Origin of the sequence: Stenotrophomonas bentonitica, assembly GCF_013185915.1 — a bacterium.
Lineage (GTDB): Bacteria > Pseudomonadota > Gammaproteobacteria > Xanthomonadales > Xanthomonadaceae > Stenotrophomonas > Stenotrophomonas bentonitica.
This window is the reverse complement of the sequence record NZ_JAAZUH010000001.1, coordinates 1,294,422-1,308,136: the sequence shown is the minus strand read 5'-3', so window position 1 is coordinate 1,308,136 and position 13,715 is coordinate 1,294,422. Positions and strand designations below refer to the sequence as shown.

The following is a 13,715-nucleotide window of genomic DNA, read 5'->3' as shown; positions in this document are numbered from 1 at the left end:
CTACCGGGCAGCAGTCTTCTTTGTGGCCTTCTTGGCTGTCTTCTTTGCTGCCTTCTTCGTGGCAGTCTTTTTCGTAGCAGCCTTTTTCGTCGTCTTTTTTGCCGCCTTCTTTGTGGCCTTCTTTGCGACCTTCTTAGTGGCCGCCTTCTTTGTCGTCTTCTTCGCGGCCTTCTTGGTCGCCTTCTTTGCAGTTTTCTTTGCAGTGGACTTTTTCGCCGCCTTCTTGGTGGCCGCCTTCTTCGCAGGCGCCTTCTTGCCACCGCCATCCTGCTTGTTCACGGTGGCCCAGGCGATGCGTTCTGCGGCTTCTTCGCTGCGTCCTTCTGCCTTCTCGCTCTTCTCGATGTGGGCGGCCTGGCGCTTCTGCTTGTCGGTGTAGCTGGATTTGTCTCCACGGGGCATGCTGGCGTCTCCTTAGGCGAGGGTGCGGACCTTGGGTTCGCGGGCCCACTGGCGGGTGGCGGCGGCGGTGAGGAAGGCCTTGGTGTCTTCGGCTTCCACTACGCCGTTGTCCTTGCCCACGCGGGCGGTCTTGAGCAGCAGCTGGGCGCCTTCGTCGGCGGCAATCGCCTTCAGGTGCGCCCAGGCATCGGCGGCAAAGTCGATGGCGGCCGACTCCTTGGACAGGCGCTTGGCAGCGTCTGCGCTGAGCACGATCGCCACGGCGTCGAACACGACAGACGGTGTACCGGCCAGCTGGCCGTCGGCCGCCTGGCGCTTGCCGTCGCTGAACTTGCCGCCGCCCAGCTTGGGTGCCACCAGCTTTACGGTGGCGCCGGCCTTTTCGGCGGCCTTGCGCAGGTTGGCAATCAAGCCCGCATCCGAGCCTTCGTCGAACAGGATGCCCACGCAGCGTCCTTTCAACAGGTCCTTGGTGCGGCCGATCACGCGCACTTCCGGGGCCTTGGGCATGTCCTTGGCCGGAGTCGCCGTGGGCGCGGGCTCGGGCAGGGCAGGCATGGCAAGGCCGTCGGCCACGCGCTTGGCCAGGCTTTCGTCGATGTTGCGCAGGTGGCTGACGGTGCGCTCGCGCACGGCGGCGGTTTCCACCTTGGAAAGTTCAAACACCAGTGCCGAGGCCAGGTGCGCCTGCTCCGGCGCCTCCAGGCTTCGGAAGAACATGCGTGCCTGGCTGTAGTGGTCTGCGAAGCTGGCCGCGCGCACGCGACCCTTGCGGCCGTCGTCGGCCGGGGTGGCGTGGCTGGGGAAACCGTCGGCGGTTTCGCGCGGGCTGTCGCCCTGCAGCGAACTGGGGTCGTACGCCACCCGGCCCTTGGGAATGTTCATCTGCATGTGGCCGTCGCGCTGGTGGTTGGCGAACGGGCACTTCGGGGCGTTGACCGGGATCTGGTGGAAGTTCGGCCCGCCGAGGCGGCTGAGCTGGGTGTCCAGGTAGGAGAACAGACGGCCCTGCAGCAACGGGTCGTTGCTGAAGTCGATGCCCGGCGGCACGTTGGCCGGGCAGTACGCCACCTGCTCGGTCTCGGCGAAGAAGTTGTCCGGCCAGCGGTCCAGCACCATGCGGCCGACCACGGTCAGCGGCACCAGCGATTCGGGAATGATCTTGGTCGGGTCCAGGTGGTCGAACGGGAACGCTTCGGCTTCTTCCTCGGTGAACAGCTGCACCGCCAGCTCCCACTCGGGGAAGTCGCCACCGGTGATCGCCTCGAACAGGTCGCGGCGGTGGTAGTCGTTGTCGGCGCCCTGCAGCTTCACCGCCTCGTCCCACACCGTGGACTGGAGGCCCAGCTTCGGGCGCCAGTGGAATTTCACGAAAGTGGATTCGCCTTCCTCGTTGAGCAGGCGGAAGCTGTGTACGCCGAAGCCTTCGATCATGCGCAGCGAGCGCGGAATGCCGCGGTCGCTCATCGCCCACATGATCATGTGCATGGACTCGGGCATCAGCGAAATGAAGTCCCAGAACGTGTCGTGCGCGCTGGCCGCCTGCGGGAAGGCGCGGTCCGGTTCCATCTTCACCGCGTGCACCAGGTCGGGGAATTTCATCGCGTCCTGGATGAAGAACACCGGGATATCGTTGCCCACCAGGTCCCAGTTGCCCTCGCGGGTGTAGAACTTCACCGCGAAGCCGCGCACGTCGCGCGGGGTGTCCACCGAACCGGCGCCGCCGGCCACGGTAGAGAAGCGGGTGAATACGGGGGTGCGCACGCCCACCTCGGTCAGCACCCGGGCGCGGGTGTAGTCCTGCAGCGAGCGGGTCAGCTCGAAGTAGCCGTGGGCGGCACTGCCACGCGCGTGCACGATGCGCTCGGGAATGCGTTCGTGGTCGAAGTGGGTGATCTTCTCGCGCAGGATGAAGTCTTCCAGCAGGGTCGGCCCGCGCGGGGTGTCGCGCAGCGAATTCTGGTTGTCGGCAACCGGAATGCCTTGGTTGGTGGTCAGCACCGGGTGCGTGCCACCGGCGCGCTGGTGCAGTTCGTCACCCTCTCCACGAAGGTCGGCGGGCGGGGCGGGTTTGCTGCGGGGCTTGCTGGTGGCCATCTGGCGCTCCGGGCTGGCGGGGGTCAATGCCCAACACTGGCGATGCAGGCGTTAATCGCCGGTCGCCGAACCGGGCGCTGCCTGCACCTGTGCTTCACATGGGCACGCACGTTCGCCGGCTTGGCCGCGCGGGGTATCCTTATGGAGAACCCTTCCTCATTCCGCCCCGCATGCGTGTTGAACCTGCCGACATCGAAGCCCTGTTCGATGCGATTCCCGACGTGCTGTTCTTCATGAAGGACCGCGACGGGCGCTACACGCACATCAACCAGACCATGCTGCGGCGGTTGGGACTGAAGTCGCGCAAGGAGGTGATCGGGCGCACGGCGGCGGAGATCTATCCGACCGGGCTGGGCGCGGACTACGCCACCCAGGACGCGCAGGTGCTGGCCGGCAAGGTCATCGAGAACCTGATGGAGCTGCACCTGTTCGCCAACCGCGAGCCGGGCTGGTGCCTGACCTGCAAGCGGCCGCTGCTGGTGGAAGGCGAAATCCGTGGGCTGATCGGCATTTCCCGCGACCTTGGCCAGAAGGACAGCCTGGGCACCCAGTACGAGCAGCTGCGGCTGGCCCTGGCCCACCTGAACGCGCATTACGCGGAGAACGTGCGCATGCAGACCCTGCTGGACATCACGGGGTTCTCGCTGTCCAAGCTGGAGCGCACCTTCCGCAAGGTGTTCCAGATGACCCCGCAGCAGGTGCTGACCCGCCTGCGGATCCAGATGGCGGTGCACCTGCTGCATGGCAGCGACACCATCGCCAGCATCGGCCAGGCCTGCGGCTTCACCGACCAGAGCGCGTTCACCCGCAAGTTCAAGGCCGAAGTCGGCGTGTCGCCCCGCGCCTATCGCGCCCAGGTCACCGGCCGCGCCGAGGCCTGACCCCGCGTCCATGACGCACAGCAGGATGCCTGCGACAGCCCGGAAAGGGTATCGTGTCGCACCTGTTGCCCGCCTTCGACACCGATGCCCGCATCCCAGAGTTCGGCTACTCCCGCTTCGTCCACCACCCCCCGCCTCGAGCACGCGCTCAAGCCCCGCCAGCTGATCATGATGGGACTGGGCAGCGCCATTGGCGCCGGCCTGTTCCTGGGCTCCGGGGTGGGCGTGCAGGCCGCCGGACCGGCGGTGCTGCTGTCCTACCTGGTCGCCGGCGCGCTGGTGATCATCGTGATGAATGCGCTGGGCGAGATGGCCGCGGCCAAGCCGACCAGCGGTGCGTTCTCGGTCAATGCCGCCGACGCCATGGGCGCCACCGCCGGCGCCACCGTGGGGTGGTTGTGGTGGGTGCAGCTGGTGATCGTGATCGCCGCTGAAGCGGTGGGTGCGGCGGGCCTGCTGGCCACGGTATGGCCGGCGATACCGGTGCCGATGGCGGCGTTGGCCTTCATGGTGGTGTTTACCGCGATCAACCTGCTGGGCGTGAAGAATTTCGGTGAATTCGAGTTCTGGTTCGCCATCCTGAAGGTGGTGGCGATCATCGGCTTCATCCTGATCGGTGTTGCCCTGCTGATGGGCTGGCTGCCGAACGTGACCTCGCCGGGGCTGAGCAACTTCACCGCGCATGGCGGCTTCGCGCCCAATGGGCTGGCCGGGATCGGCGCGGCGCTGCTGGTGGTGGTGTTCGCCTTTGGCGGTACCGAAATCGTGGCGGTGGCCGCGGCGGAAACCCAGGACCCGGAGCGCAGCATCGCGCGGGCGATCCGTACCGTGGCCTGGCGCATCCTGGTGTTCTACATCGGTTCGCTGACCGTGATCATCGCGGTGGTGCCGTGGAACAGCGAGTCGCTGAAGTCGCCATTCGCGGCGGTGCTGGAAGTGGCCAACATTCCGGGCGCGGCGGCGGCGATCACCCTGATCGCGGTGATCGCGCTGCTGTCGGCCTTGAATGCGAACCTGTATGGCGCCTCGCGCATGATGTATTCGCTGGCACGGCGTCGCGAAGCGCCGGCAGTGCTGGGCTGGACCGACCCGCGCCAGGTACCGATCATCGCGGTGCTGGCCAGCGTGCTGTTCGGCTTCGCCGCCACCATCATGGAACTGCTGTTCCCGGACCAGGTGCTGCCGGTGCTGCTGAACATCGTCGGCTCCACCTGCCTGCTGGTATGGACCATGGCGCTGCTGTCGCAGCTGATCCTGCGCCACCGCGCCAACCGCGACGGCACCCGCCTGCCGTTCCGCATGGCCGGCTACCCGTACCTGACCGTGGCCGCGCTGGGCATCCTGGCGTTGATCTTCGGCCTGCTGCTCTCTGAAGAGCACACCCGCCTGCAGTTCCTGTCGATGGCGACGCTGACGGCGGTGATTGCCGCGAGCAGCGAAATTGCACGGCGGTTGAGGCGGAGTCGCGAGAACCGCTGATGCCGGTTCGTGAGAAGAGTCGCTGAAAAGATGCGGCCCGCGAAAGCGGGCCGTATGCGTTTAACGTTGGCCGCGCGTTACGTTGAAAATCGCCTCTGGCCTCTGCATGGGGTCTGCATCATTGCTCAGCAGCTTGATGATTATCTTCTCGATGATCAGCGATGAGAGCTGGTGTGACTCTGGACTCGGGTGCGACTCGATCCAGCCGCGCTCGGCAAACAACGTGACAAGGGCCTCAAGCGTCATGGTCTGATGCTCGAACTCTACTGGGGTGTCCTTTTCAGATTCAAAAAGCTGTTCGAGTGTTCTGGGGCGCAGTTCTGACCCGTAGAGGTTGGGGTGTGATTCCGTTCCTTCGAGTGTCTTCTTTGAGATCCTGTGGCGCGTGATGGTGGTATTTTTTTCTTCACCCATGATCCCTTGGCTCATGGTCATTACATGGTCTTCGTTGCCGGACACCATGTAGGGGGGATACAAACCATCAGGTGCTGAGTCGAGGTCGCGGAAGGGGGCCTTGATGGAGACGAACTGCTGGGTAGGGGTGATCAGCTGGGTCGCCTTGGGCTTTCCAAGCGCATGGTCGACCACCCCGGCTGTCCGGGGCACGGCTGAAGATCGTTGCCCGTAGCCCGTTCCGTACCCGACGATTCGCTTGCCCGTGCTTTGGTGGAGTGATTCCACGCGTTGCGTCACGCGAGGGTTGGTCGGGCGGGTGTCGTTGGTCAGCACGACGTCATGATCCATCATGATGATTCGGTCTGGGCTGTAGGAGAGACTGTCAGCAAAGGCCAGCGCCGCCGCTCGGGCTGCTCCGAAACCGGTCAGCTCGCCCCCGTCCCAGCCCACAAGGTGGAGGTTCTTGTAGGTGGATAGCGCGTCGCGCAATGAATCCTGATAGTGGGAGAGTTCTGCCTTGTGCAGGACAAGATAGACCGGCTCATTGCGCATGTTGGCCGGGTGCCAGGCAAGCTCGTGGTTCCGTTTCAGCTCCTCCGCAATCTTGCCGGCGCTTCCGGACGTGAGGACCAGGGCCGGAACTGTATGGGAGCCTAGATGTCGCTCGGAGTGCTCCGGCGGGCGCACGAATGACAGCCAGCTGCAGTTGCTTGAGCCTGAACTCTGCGCGGCCAAGTCATGGCAGATGGCCACTCGACGGTCCAGGATGCGTTTGATGGCCTCCTGGTGCCCGGGCTTCTGATGGAACAACACGGCTATCGGGCGGTATTTGTTAGCTGTCTTGCCTTCCCCCGTGTTCTTCAGCCACCGGCCATTCAATTTCAGTGCGATGGGGACGGTCGGTGCTGCCTGCATGCGCTTTGCCCGATCATTGTCGAGTAGGGGGCGTTTGGCAGGCGGGGCTTCGGTAGCATTGTCCAGTGCCGGTGCATGCTTTTGACGTTGGATCACGGCAGCATCCGGACAGGGGTGCGACATGTTGGTCAGCGAGGACAGGCTGAGCGATCGGCGAAGGTTGGGGCGCCCGGTGTGGATTGCCTTCTGAATGATTGGGTTGTTTGCGTCAATTTTCATGTGCAGGGATCGAGAGTGGGAGAGGTGCTCAAACCCCGGCATGCTCGATCAAAAGCAGATCCATAACTTTCATGATTCTCCTACCGACCCCTGCACGTCATCCGATCAGTCCGACAATGCAGGCACGGTTGAAACAAAAACGGCCCGCTTGCGCGGGCCGTTGTCGTTTCCAGCGGTGAGGTCTTAGACCTCCACGCCCTCATCTTCCTTGTACGCGTCGATCGGGATGCAGGCGCACATCACGTTCTTGTCGCCGTACACGTTGTCCACGCGCGCCACCGGCGGCCAATACTTCTGCTGGCGCAGGCTGGCCAGCGGGAAGGCGGCCAGCTCGCGCGGGTAGGCGTGGCCCCACTCGCTGCCCGAGACGGCAGTGGCGGTGTGCGGAGCGTGCTTGAGCGGGTTGTCTTCGCGGTCCAGGCGGCCGTCTTCGATCGCGGCGATTTCTTCGCGGATCTGGATCATCGCGTTGATGAAGCGGTCCAGCTCGTGCAGCGATTCGCTTTCGGTCGGCTCCACCATCAGCGTGCCGGCGACCGGGAAGCTCAGGGTCGGGGCGTGGAAGCCGAAGTCGATCAGGCGCTTGGCGACGTCTTCGGCGACCACGCCGGAGGTCTTCTCCAGCGGACGCACGTCGAGGATGCACTCATGCGCCACCAGCCCGTTGCGACCGGTGTACAGGGTCTTGTAGTACGGGGCCAGGCGCTTGGCGATGTAGTTGGCGTTGAGCAGGGCGACCTGGGTCGCCTTGCGCAGGCCGGCGCTGCCCATCAGGGTGATGTACATCCAGCTGATCGGCAGGATCGAGGCGCTGCCGAAGCTGGCCGCGCTGACCATGCCGACGTCGCCTTCGCCACCCAGCACCTTCGGCAGGAACGGCGCCAGGTGCGACTTCACGGCGCACGGGCCGACGCCCGGGCCGCCGCCGCCGTGCGGAATGCAGAAGGTCTTGTGCAGGTTCAGGTGCGACACGTCCGAGCCCCACTTGCCGGGCTTGGCCACGCCGACCAGGGCGTTCATGTTGGCGCCGTCGGTGTACACCTGGCCACCGTGCTTGTGCACGATCTCGCAGATTTCGATGATCTCTTCCTCGAACACGCCATGCGTGGACGGGTAGGTGACCATCAGCGCGGCCAGGCGGTCGCTGTACTTCTCCGCGTTGATGCGGATGTCTTCCACGTCGACGTTGCCGTTGGCGTCGGTCTTGGTCACCACCACCTTCATGCCGCACATCTGTGCGGAGGCCGGGTTGGTGCCGTGTGCCGAGTCCGGGATCAGGCAGATGTCGCGGTGCGCTTCACCGCGCGAGCGGTGGTAGGCGCGGATCGCCAGCAGGCCGGCGTATTCGCCCTGCGCGCCGGAGTTCGGCTGCAGGCTCACCGCGTCGTAACCGGTGCATTCCACCAGCATCGCTTCCAGCCCGTCGATCAGCTGGGTGTAGCCGGTGGCCTGGTCGGCCGGGGCCAGCGGGTGGATGTTGGCGAACTCCGGCCAGGTCACCGGGATCATCTCGGCGGTGGCGTTGAGCTTCATGGTGCAGCTGCCCAGCGGGATCATGGTGCGATCCATCGCCAGGTCCTTGTCGGCCAGCGAGCGCAGGTAACGCAGCAGCTCGTGTTCGCTGTGGTGGGTGTTGAACACCGGGTGGGTCAGGAACGCGCTGGTGCGCACCAGGCCCGGCGGCAGCGCGTCGGCGGTGGCGGTGTCCAGTGCATCCACGTCCACCGTGGCGCCGAACAGCTGGCCCAGCGCGACGATGTCGGCGCGGGTGGTGGTTTCGTCCAGGCTGATGCCGACGGCTTCGCTGTCGATCGCGCGCAGGTTGATGCGGGCGGCGGCGGCCTTGGCGTGGATCGCCTTGGCGTCGATGTCCTTGACGTGCAGGGTGTCGAAGAAGTGCTCGCCCACGTTGACCCCGGCAGCACGCAGCGCGGCAGCCAGGATCGCGGCCAGGCGGTGGGTGCGACGGGCGATGCGGGTCAGGCCGTCCGGGCCGTGGTACACGGCGTACATCGAGGCCATCACCGCCAGCAGCACCTGCGCGGTGCAGATGTTGGAGGTGGCCTTCTCGCGGCGGATGTGCTGTTCGCGGGTCTGCAGGGTGAGGCGGTAGGCCGGGTTGCCCTGGGCGTCGATGGAGACGCCGATCAGGCGGCCCGGCATCGAACGCTTGTAGGCGTCGCGGCAGGCCATGAAGGCGGCGTGCGGGCCACCGAAGCCGAACGGCACGCCGAAGCGCTGGCTGTTGCCGACCACGATGTCCGCGCCCCATTCGCCGGGGGCGGCGATCAGGGTCAGCGCCAGCAGGTCGGTGGCCACGGCGACCAGGCCGCCACGTGCGTGCACGGCGTCGGCCAGGGCCTTGTAGTCGCCCACGTGGCCGAAGGTGTCCGGGTACTGCAGCAGCACGCCGTAGGAGTCGGCTTCCAGCGCTTCGGCCGGGGTGCCCACGCGCAGCACGATGCCCAGCGGCTCGGCGCGGGTGCGCAGCAGTTCCAGCGTCTGCGGGTGCACGGCGTCATGCACGAAGAAGGTGTCGGACTTGCTCTTGGCCGAACGCTTGGCCAGGGTCATCGCTTCGGCGGCGGCGGTGGCTTCGTCCAGCAGCGAGGCGTTGGCGATCTCCATGCCGGTAAGGTCCGCGCACAGGGTCTGGAAGTTGATCAGCGCTTCCATGCGGCCCTGCGAGATCTCGGCCTGGTACGGGGTGTAGGCGGTGTACCACGCCGGGTTTTCCAGCACGTTGCGCAGGATCACGTTCGGGGTGTGGGTGCCGTAGTAGCCCTGGCCGATGAAGGTGCGGAACACCTGGTTCTTGTCGGCAATGGCGCGGATCTTGGCCAGCGCTTCCACTTCGGTCAGCGAGTCGGGCAGCGCCAGCGGGGCCGGCGACTTGATCCCGGCCGGCACGATGGCGTCGGTCAGGGCGTCCAGCGAGGCGTGGCCGACCACGTCGAGCATCTGCGCGATTTCGGCGTCGTTCGGGCCGATGTGGCGTTCGACGAACGCGTTGTGGTGTTCAAGCTCGCGCAGGGTAGGGGTGTTCTGGGACATGGCTGGCATCCAAAAGAGTGGGCACGCACGTTCGGAAGCCCTGGGGCCGGGCGTGTCGAAAACGACAACGAACCACCGGACCTCGCGGTCTTCCTGGGTGCCCCTCTGTCCTTTTGCCTGAGAGTTTGGAAGTACGCATCTGCGCGCTTCGTGCCCCTTCGGCGCCGGCACTGGCCGGTCTCTCCAGAGTTTTGGTGCGGGTGGTATCGGGCCTGAGCGATTACGGGCGTTGCGCCTTCGGCAGCGGGCGCTGTACCACGCGCCGCTTCTCCCACCATGTAGCCCGGCGATTATAGCCCAGCGACCCGTCCCGCAGCGGCCGTCCGGCACATGAACAGGGGGTGCGGACAGGGCCGTAACCGGCGCCCGGGCATGGTGCCAGGCAGGCGGACGGCCTATCATGGCCTGATCCTCGTATTCATCAGGCGCCACCGCATTGCGGCCCGGCGCCCTGCGTGCGTTCGCGCACGCCGCACACGGAAGCCCCGATGACCGCCGCCTCGCCCTCCACCCGCCGCCTGGCCCTGCTGCTTGCCGGCCTGGCCATGTTCGGTCCGTTCTCGATCGACACCATTTTCCCGGCGTTCCTGCTGCTCGGCGAGCGCATGCAGGTCGACCAGGTGGCGGTGCAGCAGACCGTGAGCGTGTACCTGCTGTTCTACGGCCTGATGAGCCTGGCGCACGGCCCGCTGTCGGACGCGTTCGGGCGGCGCCGGGTGATCCTGGGCGGGCTGGTGCTGTTCATTGCCGCCTCCATCGGCTGCGCGCTGTCACGCGACCTGACCACGCTGCTGGTGTTCCGCGCGCTGCAGGGCGTCACCGCCGGCGTCGGCGTGATCGTCGGCCGTGCAGTGATCCGCGACCTGTACCACGGTGCCGACGCGCAGCGGCTGATGAGCCAGGTCTCGATGATCTTCGGCATCGCCCCGGCGATCGCGCCGATCATCGGCGGCTGGATCCTGCTCGGCGGCGGCGACTGGCCGCTGATCTTCTGGTTCCTGGTGGCATTCGCGCTGGTGCTGCTGGCCGCCACCGGCAAGTGGCTGCCGGAAACCCACCCGGTGGAAGCGCGCACGCCGCTGTCCACCGGCGCGCTGCTGCGCAGCTACCTGCAGATGGGCACGAACCCGCGCCTGCTGCGGCTGGCGGCGGCCGGCGCCTTCAACTTCTCCGGTATCTTCCTGTACATCGCTTCGGCGCCGGTGTTCGTGATGCAGCACCTGCAGCTGGGGCAGGGCGGGTTTGCGTGGCTGTTCATTCCCACCATCGGTGGCATGACCATGGGCTCGTTCCTGTCCGGGCGCATGGCCGGGCGGATGACCGCGCAGCGCCAGGTGGGCATCGGCTTCAGCCTGTGTGCGGTGTCGGCGCTGGTCAACCTGGCCTATGTGCTGGCGGTTGGGCAGATCGCACTGCCGTGGGCGGTGCTGCCGATCTTCATCGGTGGCGTGGGCATGGCGCTGATCTTCCCGATCCTGGCGCTGGCCGTGCTGGACATGTACCCGCACCAGCGCGGGCTGGCCTCCTCCATGCAGATGTTCATCCAGCTGATGATCAACACCGTGGTGGCCGGGGTGGCCTCGCCGCTGCTCAGCGGCACGCCGCTGCACCTGGCGCTGGGCTACGCCGGCTTCTTCGCCATCGGCGCCAGCTTCTGGTTCTGGGAGCGTCGCTGTGAACGCCGGCGCGAGGCGGCGGCGAGCGTGGCCTGAGCCCCCGTGCGCTATTCTGTCCCCATTGATGCAGTCCGGAAGTCCCCCTGATGTCGACCACCTCCAAACTGCGCCGTGACCTGCGCCGGCGCCGCGAAATCGAAGAAGCCAACCGTGAAAAGGCGCATGCCTCGCCGGTGGAACCGCATGCCGAACTGCGCGACCAGCAACGCACGCTGCTGGCCGGCGTGGTGCGACGGGATGGTGAGTGGGTGCTGGGCATGGACGGCCGTATTGCCGGCCAGACCCCCAGTGCCGCCCGTGTGCTGGCGCTGATCATGCAGGCCGCCGAACTGCACGAACGCCAGGGCACGCCCGTGCGCCTGGTGTATTCGGACGCATTGAAGGACGCCGCCCACGCCGAAGCCAAGGCCGAAGGCAAGGATTTCGAGCAGTTCAAGACGGAGCTGGCCGCGTCGTTGAAACCCAAATCCTGACGCACCGCGCAGGGCCGCGCGGTTCAGCCACGCAGGGCGTGGCTCTACCGTCGAATTGGGGTAGAGCCACGCCCTGCGTGGCTGCATATCCCCAAAGAAAAAGCCGGCTTCTCAGCCGGCTTTTTCCATCTTACGGCGCCTTCGGCGCCGCCGCTGCAGCCGCCGGCGGCTGCCACCCGCACATCTGCCCCTGGTTCTGCTGCTTCAGCCACTCGTTGACCGGCGTGAAGTATTCGATCATCGGGCCGGCATCGAGCTTGTCGCCGCCGGTGATCTCCTTCAACGTCGCCTGCCACGGCTGGCTGGCACCCTTGCTCAGCATCGCCCAGAACTTCTGGCCGGCTTCCTTGTTGCCGTAGAAGCTGCACTGGTGCAGCGGGCCCTTGTAACCGGCCGCGTCGCACAGGCCCTTGTAGAACTGGAACTGCAGGATGCGCGCCAGGAAGTAGCGCGTGTACGGGGTGTTGCCCGGCACGTGGTACTTCGCGCCCGGGTCGAAGAACTCTTCGCCACGCGCGCTGGCCGGGGCCACGCCCTGGTACTTGGCCTTCAGGTCCCACCACGCCTTGTTGTAGTTGTCCGGGGTGATCGAACCGTCGAACACGCCCCAGCGCCAGCGGTCGATCATCAGGCCGAACGGCAGGAACGACACGCCGCTGAGCGCCATGCGCATCTGCGCATTGATGGTGGCTTCGCGGCTTTCCTGCGGCTTGTCGACCAGGCCGATCGAGTTCAGGTACTGCGGGGTCATCGCCAGCACGATGGTGTCGCCGATCGCTTCATGGAAGCCATCGTTGGCACCGCCCTGGAACAACGGCGGCAGCGGGTTGTAGGCCAGGTCGTAATAGATGTGGCCCAGCTCGTGGTAGATCGTGGTGAAGTTTTCTTCGTTCGGCTTGATGCACATCTTGGTGCGCACGTCGCCGTCCATGTTCATGTCCCACGCGCTCGCGTGGCAGACCACGTCGCGGTCCAGCGGCTTGATGAACTGGGTCTTGTCCCAGTACGACTTCGGCAGCGCCGGCATGCCCAGCGACACGTAGAAGTCCTGTGCGCGTTCGGTCATCTGCTTGGCGGTGCGCAGTTCGGCCTCACGCTGCGCCTTGTACAGCGTCTCGACATTGGCGTTGCCGCCGGCCTTGGCCAGCGCGCCGCTCAGGTTGGCCTGGTACTGCTTTTCCAGCGCGGCGGTGATGTCCAGGCTGCCCGCACCCGGGTACGGTTCCAGCTGGTCCCACAGGTTCGACCAGTCCTGCTGCCACATGTTGCCGAGCAGGTGCGCGGCGATCAGGCCGCCTTCGGTTTCGGCCTTGTCCTTGCCGTAGGTGCCGTCCAGCTTGGTACGCGCATAGCAGTGCAGCTGCTCGTACATCGGCTTGACCTGTTCCCACAGGCGGTCGGTTTCCGGCCCGATCTGCTCGGCCGGCATGTCGTAGCCGCTGCGCCACATCTGGCCGGCATCGGCGAAGCCCATTTCCTTCGCGCCCTCATTGACCAGGCCGACGAAGCGCTGGTAATCGGCGCGCATCGGCTTGGTGGTGGCGTGCCAGCCCTGCCAGGCTTCAAGCTGCTTGTCGTAGTCGCGGCTGCTGGCCAGCACCTGCTCCAGGTCGCCAAGCTGGCGGCAGGTGGCCGGGTTGGCTTCGTCGGTGCAGTACTTGCCCGAGCCGTAGGCGCCTTCCATGCGGCTGGCGATGCGGGTCAGCTCGCCCAGCTTGGCCGGGTCGCGCGGGGCCGGCATGGCGGTCATCAGCTTGAGCAGGTGGATCTGGCGCTTGGTGTCCTCGCTCATCGGCTTGCCGTCGTACGTGCCGGCCTGGGCGATCCAGCCATTGAGGATGGTCAGCCAGCGCTCGTTGGCCTTGGCCGCCACGCGCTCGGAATCGTCATTGATGTAGGTCGAGGACAGCCACTGGGCCGAGGTCATTTCCGGGTACAGGGCCTTGTACTCGGCGTTGACGCGGGCAATGAACTGATCTGCGGTTTCGGTCGGCGCGGCGGTGCCGGCGGCCGGCGCATCGGCCGGGGACGGTTCCTTCTGACAGGCCGCCAGGGTCAGTGCGGCAGCACCGACAGCCAGGGCCAGCAGGAGCGGGCGGTGGTTCACGGGGACATCCTTGGGT

General features: G+C 66.0%; 9 protein-coding genes and 1 riboswitch. Of the genes, 4 read left to right on the top strand and 5 right to left on the bottom strand.

Going from position 1 to position 13,715, the window contains the following annotated elements:
- The gene (locus tag HGB51_RS05855) at positions 1–402 is read right to left on the bottom strand and encodes a hypothetical protein (protein ID WP_171966755.1); all 402 of its coding nucleotides are present in this window, start codon (positions 400–402) and stop codon (positions 1–3) included.
- A 12-nt stretch (positions 403–414) separates the two neighbouring features.
- A complete protein-coding gene (locus tag HGB51_RS05850; protein WP_070207872.1) occupies positions 415–2,499 on the bottom strand; it encodes a catalase in 2,085 nt (694 codons plus the stop codon).
- Between the two features lie 170 nt (positions 2,500–2,669).
- Between HGB51_RS05850 and HGB51_RS05845 the strand changes: the two genes are divergently transcribed.
- Positions 2,670–3,380 carry an AraC family transcriptional regulator gene (locus HGB51_RS05845; protein WP_070207871.1) on the top strand — a complete coding sequence of 237 codons (711 nt, stop codon included), beginning with the start codon at positions 2,670–2,672 and terminating at the stop codon, positions 3,378–3,380.
- 84 nt (positions 3,381–3,464) lie between these two features.
- Positions 3,465–4,859 (top strand): amino acid permease, encoded by a 1,395-nt coding sequence (locus HGB51_RS05840; protein WP_070207870.1) that lies wholly within the window; start codon positions 3,465–3,467, stop codon positions 4,857–4,859.
- 60 nt (positions 4,860–4,919) lie between these two features.
- On the opposite strand, the gene HGB51_RS05835 is transcribed toward HGB51_RS05840, so the two are convergent.
- The gene (locus HGB51_RS05835; RefSeq protein ID WP_141739129.1) at positions 4,920–6,389 is read right to left on the bottom strand and encodes a hypothetical protein; all 1,470 of its coding nucleotides are present in this window, start codon (positions 6,387–6,389) and stop codon (positions 4,920–4,922) included.
- Between the two features lie 183 nt (positions 6,390–6,572).
- Positions 6,573–9,452, bottom strand: coding sequence for an aminomethyl-transferring glycine dehydrogenase (gene gcvP, locus HGB51_RS05830; protein WP_171966754.1), 2,880 nt, complete (start codon positions 9,450–9,452; stop codon positions 6,573–6,575).
- Between the two features lie 86 nt (positions 9,453–9,538).
- A riboswitch (glycine riboswitch) is annotated at positions 9,539–9,640 on the bottom strand.
- A gap of 291 nt (positions 9,641–9,931) precedes the next feature.
- Here gcvP and HGB51_RS05825 point away from each other — a divergent pair.
- On the top strand, positions 9,932–11,155 hold the full coding sequence (locus HGB51_RS05825) for a multidrug effflux MFS transporter (protein ID WP_070207874.1): 1,224 nt from the start codon (positions 9,932–9,934) through the stop codon (positions 11,153–11,155).
- 50 nt (positions 11,156–11,205) lie between these two features.
- A complete protein-coding gene (locus tag HGB51_RS05820) occupies positions 11,206–11,592 on the top strand; it encodes a hypothetical protein (RefSeq protein ID WP_070207867.1) in 387 nt (128 codons plus the stop codon).
- A gap of 130 nt (positions 11,593–11,722) precedes the next feature.
- Here the strand turns inward: HGB51_RS05820 and HGB51_RS05815 are convergent, their stop codons facing one another.
- Positions 11,723–13,699 carry a M2 family metallopeptidase gene (locus tag HGB51_RS05815; protein ID WP_070207866.1) on the bottom strand — a complete coding sequence of 659 codons (1,977 nt, stop codon included), beginning with the start codon at positions 13,697–13,699 and terminating at the stop codon, positions 11,723–11,725.
- Positions 13,700–13,715: the final 16 nt, after the last annotated feature.

What these genes read in the sequence shown, in the direction of transcription:
- HGB51_RS05855 (WP_171966755.1), bottom strand. Translation starts at nt 402, where the DNA reads ATGCCCCGTGGAGACAAATCCAGCTACACCGACAAGCAGAAGCGCCAG.
- HGB51_RS05850 (WP_070207872.1), bottom strand. Translation starts at nt 2,499, where the DNA reads ATGGCCACCAGCAAGCCCCGCAGCAAACCCGCCCCGCCCGCCGACCTT.
- HGB51_RS05845 (WP_070207871.1), top strand. Translation starts at nt 2,670, where the DNA reads ATGCGTGTTGAACCTGCCGACATCGAAGCCCTGTTCGATGCGATTCCC.
- HGB51_RS05840 (WP_070207870.1), top strand. Translation starts at nt 3,465, where the DNA reads ATGCCCGCATCCCAGAGTTCGGCTACTCCCGCTTCGTCCACCACCCCC.
- HGB51_RS05835 (WP_141739129.1), bottom strand. Translation starts at nt 6,389, where the DNA reads ATGAAAATTGACGCAAACAACCCAATCATTCAGAAGGCAATCCACACC.
- gcvP (WP_171966754.1), bottom strand. Translation starts at nt 9,452, where the DNA reads ATGCCAGCCATGTCCCAGAACACCCCTACCCTGCGCGAGCTTGAACAC.
- HGB51_RS05825 (WP_070207874.1), top strand. Translation starts at nt 9,932, where the DNA reads ATGACCGCCGCCTCGCCCTCCACCCGCCGCCTGGCCCTGCTGCTTGCC.
- HGB51_RS05820 (WP_070207867.1), top strand. Translation starts at nt 11,206, where the DNA reads ATGTCGACCACCTCCAAACTGCGCCGTGACCTGCGCCGGCGCCGCGAA.